The organism is Pseudoalteromonas sp. Ld19 (assembly GCF_045064135.1).
GTDB classification, from domain to species: Bacteria; Pseudomonadota; Gammaproteobacteria; order Enterobacterales; family Alteromonadaceae; genus Pseudoalteromonas; species Pseudoalteromonas aliena.
On the sequence record NZ_JBISHA010000022.1, the window covers coordinates 285956 to 303126 of the forward strand.

The 17171-nt window shown below is 39.5% G+C and carries 14 protein-coding genes; 2 read left to right on the plus strand and 12 right to left on the minus strand.

The window, feature by feature from the left end; genetic code table 11:
* Positions 1–25 precede the first annotated feature (25 nt).
* The 6 genes from ACJJVZ_RS18190 to queA all read right to left on the minus strand — a co-directional run bounded on the left by ACJJVZ_RS18190 (position 26) and on the right by queA (position 7479).
* Positions 26–1810 (minus strand): GGDEF domain-containing protein, encoded by a 1785-nt coding sequence (locus tag ACJJVZ_RS18190; RefSeq protein ID WP_405602506.1) that lies wholly within the window; start codon positions 1808–1810, stop codon positions 26–28.
* A 137-nt stretch (positions 1811–1947) separates the two neighbouring features.
* Positions 1948–2895 carry a protein translocase subunit SecF gene (gene secF, locus ACJJVZ_RS18195; protein ID WP_138584115.1) on the minus strand — a complete coding sequence of 316 codons (948 nt, stop codon included), beginning with the start codon at positions 2893–2895 and terminating at the stop codon, positions 1948–1950.
* A gap of 9 nt (positions 2896–2904) precedes the next feature.
* On the minus strand, positions 2905–4764 hold the full coding sequence (gene secD, locus ACJJVZ_RS18200; protein ID WP_077536851.1) for a protein translocase subunit SecD: 1860 nt from the start codon (positions 4762–4764) through the stop codon (positions 2905–2907).
* A 19-nt stretch (positions 4765–4783) separates the two neighbouring features.
* Positions 4784–5122 carry a preprotein translocase subunit YajC gene (yajC, locus tag ACJJVZ_RS18205; RefSeq protein WP_007375993.1) on the minus strand — a complete coding sequence of 113 codons (339 nt, stop codon included), beginning with the start codon at positions 5120–5122 and terminating at the stop codon, positions 4784–4786.
* 25 nt (positions 5123–5147) lie between these two features.
* Positions 5148–6275: a tRNA guanosine(34) transglycosylase Tgt gene (tgt, locus tag ACJJVZ_RS18210; protein ID WP_193154926.1), complete on the minus strand. Its 1128-nt coding sequence runs from the start codon at positions 6273–6275 to the stop codon at positions 5148–5150.
* Between the two features lie 169 nt (positions 6276–6444).
* Positions 6445–7479 carry a tRNA preQ1(34) S-adenosylmethionine ribosyltransferase-isomerase QueA gene (gene queA, locus ACJJVZ_RS18215; protein ID WP_193154927.1) on the minus strand — a complete coding sequence of 345 codons (1035 nt, stop codon included), beginning with the start codon at positions 7477–7479 and terminating at the stop codon, positions 6445–6447.
* A 342-nt stretch (positions 7480–7821) separates the two neighbouring features.
* Here queA and ACJJVZ_RS18220 point away from each other — a divergent pair, with 342 nt between their 5' ends.
* Both ACJJVZ_RS18220 and ACJJVZ_RS18225 read left to right on the plus strand, forming a co-directional pair.
* Positions 7822–10347: an EAL domain-containing protein gene (locus tag ACJJVZ_RS18220; protein ID WP_405602511.1), complete on the plus strand. Its 2526-nt coding sequence runs from the start codon at positions 7822–7824 to the stop codon at positions 10345–10347.
* A 197-nt stretch (positions 10348–10544) separates the two neighbouring features.
* Positions 10545–10757, plus strand: a complete 213-nt coding sequence (locus ACJJVZ_RS18225) for a hypothetical protein (RefSeq protein WP_405602514.1) — start codon at positions 10545–10547, stop codon at positions 10755–10757.
* A gap of 5 nt (positions 10758–10762) precedes the next feature.
* On the opposite strand, the gene ACJJVZ_RS18230 is transcribed toward ACJJVZ_RS18225, so the two are convergent.
* The 6 genes from ACJJVZ_RS18230 to pstA form a co-directional block, all read right to left on the minus strand.
* Positions 10763–11686 carry a hydrogen peroxide-inducible genes activator gene (locus tag ACJJVZ_RS18230; RefSeq protein ID WP_405602516.1) on the minus strand — a complete coding sequence of 308 codons (924 nt, stop codon included), beginning with the start codon at positions 11684–11686 and terminating at the stop codon, positions 10763–10765.
* Positions 11687–11767: 81 nt separating this feature from the next.
* Complete coding sequence (locus ACJJVZ_RS18235; RefSeq protein ID WP_182700962.1) at positions 11768–13036, minus strand: inorganic phosphate transporter; 1269 nt, start codon at positions 13034–13036, stop codon at positions 11768–11770.
* 39 nt (positions 13037–13075) lie between these two features.
* Complete coding sequence (locus ACJJVZ_RS18240) at positions 13076–13753, minus strand: TIGR00153 family protein (RefSeq protein WP_182700961.1); 678 nt, start codon at positions 13751–13753, stop codon at positions 13076–13078.
* 150 nt (positions 13754–13903) lie between these two features.
* Positions 13904–14605 (minus strand): phosphate signaling complex protein PhoU, encoded by a 702-nt coding sequence (gene phoU, locus ACJJVZ_RS18245; protein WP_077536843.1) that lies wholly within the window; start codon positions 14603–14605, stop codon positions 13904–13906.
* A 46-nt stretch (positions 14606–14651) separates the two neighbouring features.
* Positions 14652–15479, minus strand: a complete 828-nt coding sequence (gene pstB, locus ACJJVZ_RS18250) for a phosphate ABC transporter ATP-binding protein PstB (protein WP_138584108.1) — start codon at positions 15477–15479, stop codon at positions 14652–14654.
* Between the two features lie 27 nt (positions 15480–15506).
* Positions 15507–17156 (minus strand): phosphate ABC transporter permease PstA, encoded by a 1650-nt coding sequence (pstA, locus tag ACJJVZ_RS18255; protein WP_405602519.1) that lies wholly within the window; start codon positions 17154–17156, stop codon positions 15507–15509.
* Between the last annotated feature and the right edge of the window lie 15 nt (positions 17157–17171).

Consider the following 17171-nt stretch of genomic DNA (forward strand, 5'->3'; position numbering starts at 1 on the left):
ATCATTTTAGTTATCACCTATGGTTTTAAATCGCCCTTTTATTAGTTGTTAAGCGCACTACTGCGGGGGCTGGCCTTCTGCGTTTACATATAAAAAGATAGCTATGGCGATATCGTTTGGCTTCTTTTTTAGCATCCGTTGCTAATGCAGCGACTTGATGACTATTTTTACACTGCTGTAAATCAGGTTCCACTAAGCCTATCGATAAAGTAAGTAAAGGTACAAATTGCTTTTCGCCTTCGCGATTTGTTGCCCAGTACCCTTTATTGTTTATATGCTCTGGTGTAAAGAACACTCTCGACTGCAGTTCAAATTGTTCAATAATAGTATTACAAATAGCGACCGCGTCGGTTTGATCAAACACAACCATAAAGTCGTCGCCGCCAATATGTCCTACAAAGTTAGCACTGTTTGCGCAAGCTTGCACGGTTACATCCGCTAACAGCTTGATCACACTGTCGCCACTGGCATAGCCATATAAATCATTAAATTGCTTAAAATGGTTTAAGTCAATGTAAGCTAGAGAAAACTTATCTCTGTTTCGCAATCTCTGCTCGATTGTTTCATTTATTGCCACATTGCCAGGTAACATCGTTAACGGGTTTGCATGCTGGGCGTGACGAATTTTTTCTTCTGTTATATGTTTTAAAATATCTCTAAGTGGCGCTAATCCCAAATACTTATTATTGCGTGTAATCACAATATGACGACGAATATCAAAATCTTGCTCCGTTATTTGCTGGCTCACCGTATCTAGTTTTTGATTTTCGTCGACAACCAATGGATGCTTATCCATTAATGCTGTCACTGGGCGCTTATCGTAAAGCGCATGGCCATAAGGTGCCGCAAACACTTCGGTTAGTTGATCCTTGTGTAGTAGCCCCACAGGCTGACTTTGCTGGTTTAATACCGCGATACTAATAATCGACTTATCCTGTTCAAATAGCTTATGAGCATCTTTACAGCGTGTTTCACTGCCAATTTGAGCTTGTGTGAGGTTTAGCAACCCTATTGCCATAGATTGATCAAATTGATCTTTTTCCTTTAGCGTAAGGGCTTGTATTTGCTCTGATCTAAAATCGTAACTTGGTTGCTGACTTGGCTTTTCGAGTAAAAAACCTTGTACATTTTTAATACCTAAACCCTCGACTAATGCCAACTCTTCAGGACGCTCAATCCCCTCAGCAATCACAGAGGTGTTAGTTGCTCTAGCCAGCACGGTAATTGATTTTAAAAACTCTTTTTTAACCTCACTTTGATCGCAGTAATCTATAAAGTAACGATCTATTTTTACATAGTTGGGCTGTAGCTCTGACCACTGCTTTAGCCCTGAATAGCCAGCTCCCAGATCGTCTATTGCTATGGTAAAACCCAGCTCTCTATAATGCGCGATAGTTTTTAACAACAAGAAACCGTCGTCTACTTTTTCTTGCTCCGTCACCTCTATCACTACGCGATTGGCCGCCAAACCAAATTGCTCAATTAAGTGTAGGGTTTCTCCTTTGGGGTGGCACGGATCGAGTAAAATCTTAGGGCTTACGTTCAAAAACAGTTTTCCTTGCAAGGCCAACTTTACAAAATTTTCGATTGCTTTGGAGCGGCATAACAATTCAAGTTCAGAAATCAGTCCATGTTCATGAGCAACTGCAAAGAGCTTATTTGGCATCTCTAAAGGGCTATTTTTAGGCCCTCGACTAAGGGCTTCGTAGCCTAAAATAGTGTGATTAGATATATCAAAAATAGGTTGGAATAATGTGGTTATTTCACCGTTATCTAAAATATATTCTAAAACTTTACGTTGCACAGTCACTGCTAGGCCCAATTATAATTATGATAAGAGCGACAAAGTAACAACCCTGTATGACCGTTATATGGCAGATAGCCAAACAACAGACAATAAAAAACCGCTCAAGGAGCGGTTTTTTTTATAAAGCAGTTACAAATCCATTACGGCATAGCGTCTTGGTCTGCGCCTTCTTTTTCAATTACTTCTGGTATTAAATCTTCTTTGCTTACGCCCATTGCAAGAGCAACCGAGCTGGCTACATAAATTGAAGAATAAGTACCAATAAACACACCAAACAGCAATGCAGTTGCAAAACCGTGGATAGTTTGTCCGCCCCATGCAAACAAGGCAATCAATACTAAAATAGTGGTGATTGATGTTACAAGTGTACGGTTAAGTGTTTGCGTAAGTGAAATATCAATAATTTCAACGGTATCGTCGATGCGTACTTTACGGAAGTTTTCACGAATACGGTCCGATACAACAATAGTATCGTTAAGTGAATAACCAATTACCGCAAGGATTGCCGCTAATATAGTTAAATCAAACTCTAAACCTAATACAGAAAACAAACCTACAGTAATAATAACATCATGTAATAGTGCACCTACCGCACCCACAGCAAAGCGCCATTCAAAGCGAAATGCAACATAGATCAAGATACAAATAAGCGCAGTTAACATGGCCAAGCCACCCTGCTCTTTTAAGTCTTCACCTACACTTGGGCCAACAAACTCAATACGGCGCATTACTACGCTGTCGTCTGCTTTTTTAAGTGCGTCGATTACTTGGTTACCAATTACTTCCGCTTTTACATCACTGCCGCGTGGTGCTAATCGAACCAAAATCTCTTGGCTTGAACCAAACAGTTGTACCGATGCATCAGCAAAACCGTTATCAGCTAGCGCATCACGTACTTTTTTAAGATCAGCTGGCTGTGAAAAACCAACTTCTACCGCAGTACCGCCGGTAAAATCTAAACCAAAGTTTAAGCCTTTAACAAAAATTGATGCAAACGACGCTAAAATTAATAACGTCGAAAAGCCCATAGCCACTTTTCGAAGAGACATGAAACGAAGGGTTCGAGTACCCAAACTTAAAATTTGCATGTCTGCTCCTTAAATAGAAAGTTTTTCAATGCGTTTACCGCCAACAAACAAGTTGATTACCGCACGGGTGCCAACAATAGCTGTAAACATTGAAGTTAAAATACCAATCGCAAGCGTAACCGCAAAGCCTGCTATTGGGCCGGTGCCTACTGCGAACAATATAATGGCAGCGATTAAGGTGGTGATGTTGGCATCAAAAATAGTACTAAATGCACTATCGTAGCCAAAATGAATCGCTTGTTGAGGACTGCGGCCATCGGCCAGCTCTTCACGAATGCGTTCAAAAATAAGCACGTTAGCATCAACAGCCATACCAACTGTTAGTACAATACCGGCAATACCTGGCAAAGTAAGCGTAGCACCTGGAATTAACGACATAACACCTACAATCAGTACTAAGTTAGCCGCAAGTGCAAGGTTTGCCACCATACCAAAGCCTTTGTAGTACACAAGCATAAACACCAGTACAAACGCAAAACCAAGTGCAACCGCAGTCATACCTGCTTCAATGTTTTCTTGGCCTAAGCTTGGTCCTACCGTGCGTTCTTCAACAATTTGAATTGGCGCTACAAGCGCACCAGCACGAAGTAGTAAACTCAAGTTATGCGCTTCAGCAGGGTTATCAATACCCGTAATACGGAACGAGCGATCAAGACGAGCTTGAATTGTTGCTACGTTTATTACTTCTTCTACCTTAATAGGTGGAAGTGCTTTACCGTCTGCATCTTTTTTACCCGATGGTTTATATTCAATAAATACCGTCGCCATACGCTTACCAATAGCGCGTTTGGTAAAGGCATTCATTTTTGCCCCACCTTTGCTATCTAGCGAAATGCTTACTTGTGGACGTTGATATTCATCTGCGCCAGATTGCGCACCAGTAATGTGGCTGCCTTCTAGGATAATGCGTTTTTTAAGTACAACAGGGTAACCGTCACGACTCATGATCATTTCAGTACCTGGCGGAATACGGCCTTGAGCAGCCGCGCTAACATCTGCGTTTTCGTCTACTTCACGAAATTCGAGCGTTGCCGTAGCACCTAAAATTTCTTTAGCGCGGGCTGTATCTTGAATACCTGGCAGTTGAACAATGATACGCTCAGCACCTTGGCGCTGTACGTTTGGCTCTGCAACACCAATTTGGTTGATACGGTTACGAATAATCGTTTCATTTTGCTTAATAGCGTAATCACGAATTTCTTTGAGTTTTTGCTCACTCATTGTCGCAAAAAATGCGTTATCGTTGCTGCTATCATCAATATAAACGTTTAGTGGGTAGCGAGTCTCCAGGAAGTTTTCTGCCGCGTCTTTATCGGCCTCGGTACGCATTTCTACACGCATACGCTCTGAGCCAGCTACACGGCGAACACTGCGGTAGCGTAATTTTTCTTCGCGCAGATCACTACGAAAATCTTGTTCCATTTGCTCAAGTTGGTTATCAACCGCTGTCGCCATATCGATTTCCATGGTGAAATGTACACCACCACTTAAATCAAGACCTAGCTTCATTGGGTTACCACCCACCGCTTTTAACCAAGCCGGTTGAGCTGGTGCCATATTAATAGCAGAAATATAATCATCACTTAGCGAGTCACGCAGTAAATCTTGCGCTTTTAGCTGTTCTTCAACATTTTTTAAACGAACTAAAATTTGTCCATCTTCAAGTATTGTCGATTTAGCGGTTACATTATGTTTTTTTAAGATTGCGTTTACTTTGTCTACAACACTGAGATCGACATCAGCGCCTTTAGCACCTGAAACTTGTATAGCCGGATCGCGACCATACAAGTTTGGAGAGGCATATAAAAGGCCAATGGCTACCACAGCTAAAACAAGTAAATACTTCCAAACTGGAAACTTGTTTAACACGGGGTCGTCCTTATTATTTTTATAGTGACTTCATTGTGCCTTTTGGCAATACTGCAGATACAGACGATTTTTGTACTGTTACTTCTGCTTGTTCATTTAAAGAGATAACGATGAAATCTTTATCTTCAGAAATCTTAACGATTTTACCGACTAAGCCACCTTGGGTTAGCACTTCGTCACCTTTTGCCATCGCATTCATCAAGCTTTTGTGCTCTTTAACACGGTTCGCTTGTGGACGATAAATCAAAAAGTAAAAAACTAAACCAAAAATAGCTAACATAATTAGCATTTGCATAGTTCCACCGCCGGCAGCTGCTGCGCCAGTACTTGCTTGTGCATTTGAAATAAATAAACTCATGATACTTCCTCTATAATTTTAAAGTTTAATTTTTTATATCAGCCAACTCTGGCACTTCTTGGCCTCGGCGAGCATAAAAATCTTGTACAAATTCTTCTAATTTACCTTCGCTGATCGCGTTACGTAAACCTTCCATAACACGTTGATAGTAACGTAAGTTATGAATTGTATTTAGTCGAGCACCTAAAATTTCATTACACTTATCAAGGTGATGTAAGTAGGCACGCGAATAGTTTCCACAGGTATGGCAATCACACTCTGGATCTAATGGTCCTGTGTCTGTTTTATGCACAGCGTTACGAATTTTAACAACGCCCGTGGTAATAAATAAATGACCGTTACGCGCATTACGCGTTGGCATAACACAATCAAACATATCAATACCACGACGCACTGACTCAACTAAATCTTCAGGTTTACCAACCCCCATTAAATAACGAGGTTTGTCTTCTGGCATTTTAAACGCACAATGATCAAGAATATTCATCATTTCGTTTTTAGGTTCACCTACAGATAGGCCACCTAATGCATAACCATCAAAACCAATTTCTTCAAGACCAGCTTGTGATTGTGCACGTAATTGTGGGTACATACCACCTTGAATAATACCAAATAACGCAGATGGATTGTCGCCATGCCCTTCTTTTGAACGCTTAGCCCAACGAAGCGATAACTCCATAGAGTCTTTAGCTTCTTTTTCAGTCGCAGGATACGGCGTACATTCGTCAAATATCATAACAATATCAGATCCTAAATCACGCTGTACTTCCATTGATTTTTCTGGCGACATCATAATTTTTTCACCGTTAACAGGTGAACTAAACAACACCCCTTCTTCGGTAATTTTACGCATAGCACCAAGGCTGAATACTTGGAAACCGCCCGAGTCAGTTAGAATTGGAAAGTCCCAATTCATAAAGTCATGTAAATCACCGTGTTGTTTGATGATTTCAGTACCTGGGCGAAGCATTAGGTGAAAAGTATTCCCTAAGCAAATTTGTGCACCCGTTGCTTTTACTTCATCCGGCGTCATACCTTTAACAGTACCGTAGGTACCTACAGGCATAAACGCGGGTGTTTCTATTACACCACGGTCAAAAATCAAGCGGCCACGGCGCGCTTTTCCGTCTGTACGGTCTAATTCAAATTTCATATCATCCTCAATGTCAGAAAAACAGTCCAACAAGCTATAATTTAACCGCTTGATTCTACCCTTTTTGCTAAGTTAATACTATTAGCTACGGTAAATTCGATGCTGATTTACTATCGTAAATACAAACCTCAAAAATGTGTTGGGGTTTGTAGTTATTTTTACTAAAAATTTAATATTTACGTGTTAAAAACATCGCATCACCGTAACTAAAAAAGCGATATTGTTGTTCAATTGCGGTGTTATAAGCCCCCATTATGTTCTCTTGGCCGCTAAAGGCACTCACTAACATAATAAGCGTTGATTCTGGTAGGTGGAAATTAGTAACCATTGCATCCACTACGTTAAACTGATAACCCGGATAAATAAATATATCGGTATCACCAAAGTAAGTATCGAGCTTGCCACCATGTATTTTTGCAGCAGATTCGAGTGAACGCATTGACGTTGTACCAACAGCGATCACTCGCCCGCCGTTTGCTTTAGTTTGTGCAACGGCGTCTACAACATCTTGTGGTACTTCAATGTATTCAGAGTGCATTACATGTTCGTCAATCGTCTCTACACGCACTGGCTGAAATGTCCCTGCGCCAACATGCAAGGTAACAAATGCCATTTGTACGCCTTTTTCTTTTAACGCAGCCATTAGTTGTTTATCAAAATGTAAGCCTGCTGTGGGCGCTGCAACAGCACCTGGTTTTTCACCGTAAACCGTTTGATAGCGCTCGCGGTCGGCTTCATTATCAGGGCGATCAATATAAGGTGGTAATGGCATATGCCCAATGTCATTTAATATATCGAGCACATTTTGGCTATGATCAAATTCAAGTTCGAATAAGGTGTCGTGACGCGCCACCATTATTGCTTTAGCTTTACCTTCGAGGATCACTTCGTTACCAGGCTTTAATGACTTACTTGCTCGAACATGCGCCAACACGCGATGCTCATCCAGTACGCGCTCAACTAAAACCTCAACTTTACCACCCGATGCTTTTTGGCCAAACATACGCGCAGGGATCACTCTGGTGTTATTAAAAACTAATAAGTCATTTTCATGAACTAATTCAAGTATGTCACTAAAAACTTTGTGCTCAATCTCGCCACTTGGGCCATCAAGCTTGAGTAAGCGGCTACTCGTTCGATCCGTTTTAGGAAAGCGAGCAATTAATTCATCAGGTAAGTCAAAGCTAAAGTCAGCCACGCGCATAATTGGTTATCCACATCATTTAAAATCGCGCCAAGTGTATATCTATCGTGTATTAAGCTCAAGAAATCAGCCTAATTTCGGTGGATTTAAAGGTATTTGGCAATAGCTGCGGCTACTATTTTGTGGCAATAAATAAAAACCGAGTAATCTATGTCTTAAGTTCGGTTACTTATATAAATTAAACAATATTCTATTGTGTATAAAAACAAGGGAAATGTGTAATTTCAACCTCAAAAATCCAATAGTGTCTATACTTAGAGTCAAATCTTCTTGTTCTTGTAAAGAAATGTCATTACTCTAACTCGGTTAAATAATTATAAGTTTTTGTAGGGGTAATAATACGTGGCAAAACGGCTTAAGTTGCTAATATTAAATGCAAGTAGTGCTGAGCGCCGCACTATTCGTGCCACTTTAGATAGCTTAAATGTGTTTACTTTTATTGAAGTCCAAGACAGTCAGGAAGCCTTAAAAATCTTAAAGCAACAACCTGTAGATATTATTATTACAGGGCTGAATGTAGGTAAGATTGATGGCTGGCGTTTTTCTCGAATGATCCGTTCTGGTTTATTAAAAACCACAAAAAACACACCTATATTACTAACTCCCCCTATCTACTGTGAGCGAATAGCCGAAACGACCGCCCGTAGCTATGGTATTGATGCGGTACTGCCTTTTGAGCATCAAGATATGTTGCCACAAGTTTTGGCTAATGTGCTGTCAACACACTTAGAAAAAAGCAGTCGCTTAAATCTATTACTATTAGAACCTCAGCAAAGTAAAGCCAATGATATTAGCGAACAACTCAAACTAAACTTTGCAATTACTCATGTAACCACAAGTAAAGAGGCGCTTAGTGCTTATTATCAGCAGCAGTTTTCAATTGTGTTACTCGATGCAACAGCAAATAGGGCTGAAATATCAAGCATATTAGTAGAAGATATTTTACAGCATAACCCTAAGCAAGCGATTGTAACGATTATAGATAACGCAGATGCAGACTATGCCGAACAGCTTTTGCTGTCAGGCGTTACCGATTTTATCCGCGCCCCCTACGACCCTTCATTTTTGAACAAAGTATGTGATCACGCAGCACGCCGAGAAGATTTTATGGTGAGTTACGCTGAGTTTGCCAACAAAGTTGAGCAATTAAGTTTGAGTGAAGTAAAATACAAAGAGTTATTTTCAGCTCATCAACGTATTTTATTGCACTTAAATACGGTTGTCCTTGAACTAGATCAACAAGGCCTTATTCGCTTCATTAACCCAGCATGGGAGACACTCAGTGGCTTTGGCGTGAAGTATTCACTGCAACGCCCACTCACTGATTTTTGTACAAGTGAATGCCAGCAAAAACTACAAAATACAGTAAGCAATATTCTCCATGGCGGTGATCAGCAACAACAAATTGAAATAAAAATAAATCATAAAAATGGGAATGAAATTTGGGTTGAATGCAGGCTTCAGCTGATTAAAAATAGTCGTAATAATGCGACAATTACTGCAACAATCGATAATATCCATGAACGAAAACAAGCAGAATTACAGCTGCGTCATTTAGCATTACACGACACATTAACGGGACTGCACAACCGCTATTATTTTGATCAACAACTTAACCAAATTTGCATGCCTGATCAAACACATACCAATATTGAACACGCATTGATCTATATTGATCTTGACCATTTCAAAATAATAAACGACAGCAAAGGGCATCATCAAGGCGATGTTGTTTTAAAAGAAGTCGCTGAGCTTTTTAAAGATAATATTGGTGGTGATCATCTAGTTTGTCGTATTGGTGGCGATGAATTTGCCGTAATACTAACAAATATGAACTTGCTTGAGGCTCACTTAGTAGCAGAGGGAGTGTGCAGTGCAATAGAAAAACATGCATTTATGTCTGGCGACCAAGTTTATACTATAAGTTGCTCTATTGGTTTAGCCCAAATAACATCCAAAAATTGTGACCCTAATGAGTGTTTAAAACAAGCCGACATTGCTTTATATATTGCTAAAAACTTAGGTCGTAACTTAGTTCACTGCTATTCAAAAGAAGATAAGCAAAACAATACATTACAAACAGGTTTAGAGTGGGGCCATGAAATACGCCAAGCATTACAGCAAAATAATATAGAGCTTCACTATCAGCCTATATGGGACTTTAAAGAGAATAAAGTAGCCTATTTTGAAGTTCTACTGCGCTTAAAACTCAATAATAAACTCGTATATCCTGACCAATTTATTCCTTCTCTTGAAATGCTAAACGATACTTTTTTGATGGATCAATGCGTTATACGTAACACCGTTTCTTGCGTTGCGAAACATCCAGAATTAAAGCAAGTTGCTATTAACTTATCTGCTCAGTCTTTTTTAGATGAACGATTATTACCGCTTATTGAATCAAATTTAGAAAAGTACCAAGTATCTCCTACCCGTATTATTTTTGAGATTACTGAGTCAGCAAGTATAAATAATTTAAAAGCAACGCGTAAAATGATCGAAAAGCTGAATAACCTAGGCTGCCACTTTTCAATAGATGATTTTGGTACTGGCTTTAGTACGTTTAACTATCTAAAACAACTTCCCGCGCAGCATGTTAAAATTGATGGCTCCTTTGTACGTGATATGCTAAATGATCCTATTGATTTAGCCCTAGTAAAAGCAATCAATGACATAAGTAGCTCTCTCGACAAACTCTCTGTAGCTGAATATGTTGAAAATAAAGAGATCTTTTATGCACTAAAAGAGATTGGCGTAGATTATGGTCAAGGCTACTTTATAGCTCGCCCAATGCCCATCGAAAAAGTTAAAGCTGAGCTTGAAAATATTTTAAATAATAAAGTTTTTTATCAACAATCACCTAGCTAATAATCCGTAAAATTAAACAATTTTAAGCATTTTATTGCTGTCATTATTGTCTTTATTGCCTATACTCTACTCACAACACAGCGAATGTCATGCTGTTTAACGGATTACACTTGAAAAACATGACATTACCACTTAATGGTACATAACTGGCTTTTGTAGTTAAGTTTGATACTACTTAGGATCTTAAGGAGAAAGGTATGATGCAATTAGTTACTTTGTTACTAGCTATACACTTTGTTATTGCATATCAATGTTATCGATATGCAACGATTAAAGGCTATCCTGTTAAGGTATTTACTATCTTAGGATGTGTGCCCTACTTTAACCTAGTCGTATGGATTTACCTATTATTTTTACCTGAACTAGAACCTTTCGAAGGTCATAAACATGATCAAAAGCAGCCTTTGTAGCTGCTTTATTTTTTAATAAAATCTAAGCTGCATTGATACTTTAAGAATGATTCAAGTTGCTGGCTAAACAATTTAAAATCACGAATACGCCCAGTTGTCTTACGCCACAATATACCCACATCCCTATATGCATCATTTTGCGAAGGGGTCGCAATCATGTTTTTATTATCCAAAATACCGGCATTAATCGCCATTTGCGGTAAAAAAGTCACACCAAGCTGATGCTCAACCATACTAAGCAATGTATGCAAACTCGCCGCTTCAAAGGGGTTAATACAGCTAGCACGATTTAAATGACACGCACTGAGCGCATGCCCTGTCATACAGTGCTCTCGTTCGAGTAAAAATACACTTGCATCCGGCAGTAAATTAAAATCCTCCACGCCCTTTGCTGGTGTGTAATCTTTATGATGCACCAAACTAAAATGATCTTTAGCAAGCACTTGAGTGTGAAACTTGTCGGTTTCATATGGCAAAGCCAGTAACGCTAAATCAATATGTCCATGCTCGAGCTTATCGAGTAACTTATCACTCGTATCCTCTATTAACACCAGTTCTAAATCACCAAAAGTTTCTTTACAAAAGTGATAGAGCCGAGCCGCAATAAAGCTGGCGATAGTCGGTATTACACCAACGGTTAATTTACCATGCAGTGGTGTTAAAAAGCTTTTAGTAAGCTCTTTTAAACTAATTGTGTCGTTAATAATCCTACGTGCACGTTCTACTACTTCCTCACCAATGCTGGTAAACATAAGGCTACGATTTTCTCGCTCAATGAGCTGACAACCAAGTGTTTCCTCAAGGTTTTGAATCGCACTGCTTAAAGTTGATTGCCCTATAAAGCACGCATTCGCTGCACGGCCAAAATGCTGATACTGGTGAACAGCCAACAAATACTGTAACTGTTTAATACTTGGGAGATTCGTCATTTTTCTTTCCACAAATAAAAAGACCCCAACACCTAGGGCATTGAGATCTTTTCAAGCTAAAAGTCTTTGAGTACTTTTTTGTTAAACCCCAAATGCGGTTCTTAGTACGTAGAAAATAACAATAGCAAGGGCAGCACCAACTGGCAACGTAATTACCCAAGAAACTACAATGTTTCTGATAACACTCATATTAAGAGCACCAATACCACGCGCCATACCTACACCTAATACCGCACCCACTAAGGTTTGTGTAGTAGAGATTGGCATACCTGTGCCTGATGCAATAACAACCGTTGAAGCGGCAGCTAATTCAGCAGCAAAACCACGGCTAGGTGTTAAATGTGTAATGCCTTCACCAATCGTTTTAATTACTTTTTTACCTAAAATAGCAAGACCTGCCACAATACCAAAACCACCAAGCGGTAGAATCCACCAAGCAATAGCGGCTTTCTTAGCAATTTCACCATTGTTTTCAACAATGTTTACAACAGCAGCTAGTGGACCAATAGCATTAGCAACGTCATTAGAGCCATGAGCAAACGCCATACAACAGGCTGTTAGTACCATTAATACTGCAAATACTTTTTCAACATTGTTGAACTGCATTTGCTTATCGGCTTTAGGATCAATGTTTAAGCGAGAAATAGCAATTTTACCAATAATTGCTACAACCACTGCAACAGCGATTGAAAGTGCATAACCCTCAACAGAACCTAGATTAACACCAACATGTTTTAAGCCTTTTTTAATTGTAACTAAGGCCATAATAAAGCCTGCTAGGCCCATATAAAGCGGTACATAACGCTTTGCATTTTTAAGTGGAGCGTCTGTATCAAAAATAAGCTTTTGCGCACTCATAAATATTAAGTATGCAATAAAACCAGATATAGCAGGCGTTATAATCCAACTACCTACAATACCACCTACTTTATCCCATTGAATTGCCTCAGTGCCTACTGCAACTAATGCAAAACCAATGATTGCACCAATGATTGAGTGAGTCGTTGATACTGGCCAACCTAGAAACGAAGCCATTAATAGCCATGTTCCGGCTGCAAATAAAGAAGCAATCATACCCAGAACCATAAGTTCTGGAATATCTGCAAATGGTGCCGCATCAATAATTCCTTTACGAATTGTTGATGTAACCTCACCACCAGCTAAATAAGCACCTGCAAATTCAAAAATCATTGCTATAAAAATAGCCTGTTTGATTGTTAATGCTTTTGAACCTACAGAAGTACCCATGGCGTTAGCTACGTCATTCGCGCCAATACCATAAGCCATAAAAAAGCCGACTGCTGCGGCAATTAAAATTAATACCGTGCCGTAAGATGCAATGATATCCATTGTAAAACCTTAATCTTTCGTGTTTGAACTGATTTTAAATTAACGAGCTAACATCAGCTCAAGACGTGATCCTACGCGCTCTGCAATATCTGCAAGCTCGCCAACCCATTCAATGATTTTGTATAAAAACATCACATCAATTGGATTTAACTCACCTTCTACATCTCGTAGTTGGCGGCGTACTTTTATTTGCATGTCGTCCGTGTCTTGTTCTATTGCATCCAATTCAACTAGCATTTTTTCTACTAAGGTCACTTCACGACCTTTAAAGCCTGTTTCTAGCAGCTCTTCTAATTCGTTAATTGCTTTAGATGCTTGTTTTGTCGCATCAACACAACGAGTTAAATAAGCCAAGAAATCAACTTGCATAACTTTTGGAATGGTCATTTCACGACCAATCACACGTCCAGCAATGTCTTTTGCTTTATTTGCAATTTTATCTTGTTGGGTTACTAATTCGAGCAGATCTGTACGCTCTACCGGCATGAATAAACCGCGCGGTAACTGTAAACGTATATCTCTTTTCATATCATCGGCTTCACGCTCTAAATTACGAATCGTGATGCGAAGCTCTTCAGCTTGTACCCACTCTTCTTTAAATACGTGATTAAAGAAAGGTATCAAAGCTTTACTTGCTTGATGAACTTTCTTTATGTGTTCTTCCATTGGCTTGATAGGAGATTTTGCAAATACTCCTAAAAACGCGTTTGTAGGCATAACTGACCCTTTAATCAAATTGATATGCTTTGCAGCATGAATTTTACAGCATTAACAACGATTGTGAACGCTTTTTATTGCTTCACTTGCTCTTGCAACGCACAAAGCGACACAAGGTCGCTTTAATACAAAAGAATGAAATAGTTAAATTTATAATGATTTTTCTATATCTTCTTGAGATGTATGACGAATATCTTTACCGTTTACAAAATAAATAATGTATTCAGCAATATTTTGACAACGGTCGCCAATACGCTCTAACGAACGAACAGACCAAACTAAGTCCATAATTTTTGGGATTGAACGAGGGTCTTCCATCATATAAGTCATAATTTGACGTGTAATGGCTTCATACTCTCGATCTACCTTGGCATCTTCCTTGTGAACCTGAAATGCTCGTTGCACATCCATACGGGCAAATGCATCAAGTACATCATGCAACATTTTTAAAACTTGGCGGCCCATGTTTTCAATATTTACGAGTAGATCTTGTTGATCTTTGGTAAATGAATCAAGAGCAACTTTTGCGATTCGCTTTGCTTCATCACCAATGCGCTCTAAATCAGCAATTGTTTTCGCTATGGCGATTACTAAACGTAAGTCGCTAGCCGCAGGCTGGCGACGAGCGATAATTCGTGTACATTCTTCATCAATGTTCACTTCCATAGCATTTACTTTATAGTCATTTTCACGGACTTTTTGCGCAAGCTCTGCATCGTTTCGACTAACGGCATCAAGTGCACTGCTTAGTTGTTGCTCAACCAAGCCACCCATGCTTAATACGTGATTACGCACATTTTCTAGTTCTTGGTTAAAGCGCCCAGAAATGTGTTTATTAATGTTATGTTCCATAATTACCTTCTCTTTTGATCTTATACAACACGCTGTAATAGGCTAATTAACCGTAACGACCGGTAATATAATCTTCGGTCTTTTTCTTCGTTGGTGTTGTGAATAAGGTATTTGTATCTGAGTATTCAATTAATTCACCCATGTACATAAAGGCGGTTTGATCAGATACTCGCGCTGCTTGTTGCATGTTATGTGTAACAATAACAACGGTAAATTTATTCTTTAAATCGTTTATTAGCTCTTCGATTACCAAAGTAGAAATTGGATCGAGTGCCGATGTCGGCTCATCCAATAAAAGGACTTCTGGCTCAATCGCAATTGAGCGAGCAATAACTAAACGCTGTTGCTGACCACCCGATAAACCAAATGCACTATCGTGTAATCTATCTTTTACTTCATCCCACAGGGCTGCGCCACGAAGTGATTGCTCTACCACTTCATCTAGTTTGCGCTTTTCTTTAATACCTTGTAAGCGTAGACCATAAACCACATTCTCATAAATTGATTTAGGAAACGGATTAGGGCGTTGAAACACCATGCCCACATTACGGCGAAGCGCAGCAACATCAACGCTTTTATCGTAAATATTTTGTCCATGCAGTAATATTTCACCCTCAATGCGACAAATATCAACAAGGTCATTCATACGGTTGATACAACGCAGTAACGTTGATTTACCACAACCCGATGGACCAATGAACGCCGTTACTTGGCCTTTTGGGATGCTCATGTTCACTTTACTAAGCGCTTGTTTATCACCGTAGTAAAGATCAAGGTCTTTAATTTCTAGCGCTTTTTGCTCATCGGTTAAATTATCTAAATCTAACTTCATGCCCAAATTTGCTTGGTTTACTTGTGTAGCGACTGTAATCATGTTTATTACCTATAAAATCTTTACTAATTAGTGTTCAAGCGATCTGAATTTTTCACGTAAATGGTTACGTATACCAATGGCCGTTATGTTGAGCGTTATAATTACCGACACCAATAAAAATGCAGTTGCATATACCAGTGGTCGCGCTGCTTCAACATTTGGACTTTGAAAGCCAACATCGTAAATATGAAACCCTAAATGCATGAACTTTCTATCTAAGTGAAAATATGGAAAGTTACCATCAAGTGGCAATGTAGGTGCCATTTTTACCACACCCACCAGCATTAATGGTGCAACTTCACCTGCGGCGCGCGCAACAGCGAGTATTAAACCGGTCATAATTGCAGGGCTTGCCATTGGAATTACAATACGCCATAACGTTTCAACTTTTGTTGCGCCCAGCGCTAATGAACCATCACGTACCGTGCTTGGAATTCGAGATAACCCTTCTTCGGTCGATACAATTACAACAGGGAGCGTTAATATAGCCAATGTCAATGCTGACCACATTACACCCGGCGTACCAAATACAGGGGTTGGCGATGCTTCAGGGTAAAACAATTGGTCTAAACTACCACCTAACATATAAACAAAAAAGCCTAAGCCAAATACACCGTATACAATTGAAGGCACACCGGCTAAGTTAATGACTGCAATACGAATCATTTTCGTCACTGCGTTTTTCGCTGCATATTCATGTAAGTAAATTGCAGCGACAACACCAAACGGCGTTACTATTACCGCCATTAGCATAACCATAAAAACAGTACCAAATATGGCAGGAAACACGCCACCTTCGGTATTTGCTTCACGCGGATCATCAGATACAAACTTGCCTAGCTGTACAAAGTAATGACCTAGTTTTGCAAAAAAGCCCATGTCATTTGGAAACCAAACATCAAGTACCTGATACATAGGGATAGTCACAATTTCACCGCGCATATCTTTTACAGTAACATAGTCACGTTTTGCAAGTTTACGCAGTGCGAATAACTCTTTTTCAAGTACGCCATACTCTGCACGTAAATTAGCACGCGCTTGAGCAAGTTCAGCAACACGCTCATCGGTTAACTCATTATCAAGTAAATAACCTTTCTCTTTTAACCGTAAGCGTTCAAGTTCATAGTTAATGTGGCCAATATCGCCGTTTTGTAAATCAAGCGCTTCATCATTTAAATCAACTGCGCGATCAACAAGTTCGTGTAAAGCCTCAACGGTATCACCAGCAACTGGCTTGCCATCTTTAATAACGTTCTCTAGGTAACCATAAAAATTACCGTTTTTACTACGCTCAAATACCGCAAGTGTCGCTGGTGCCGATTTTTCTTTTATATCGGTTTCAAGTATCCAACGAAAATCTAAATCGACGTATTCACGGTTACCTGTTTTGATAAGTAAACGCTCAAACTCTTCTTTATCAAATGCTGATACATCAACACCTGTTGCAGATAAACGCTCTTTGGGTACCATTTCTCGGTCGTAAACTTCACCAATAACGGTTTGCTTTGCAATAGAGCCTTCAAGCTCATACTGCATCACTTCAGAAGGCCAAAAAAAACTTAATCCCTTCCAGGCTATCATTGCTAATAAACCTAACACTGAAATCAAACTGATGCTCACTGCACCACCGGTCATCCAAATCCAAGGAGAACCAGACCTAAACCACTGCTTTACCATGTCGTGTCTCTCCAC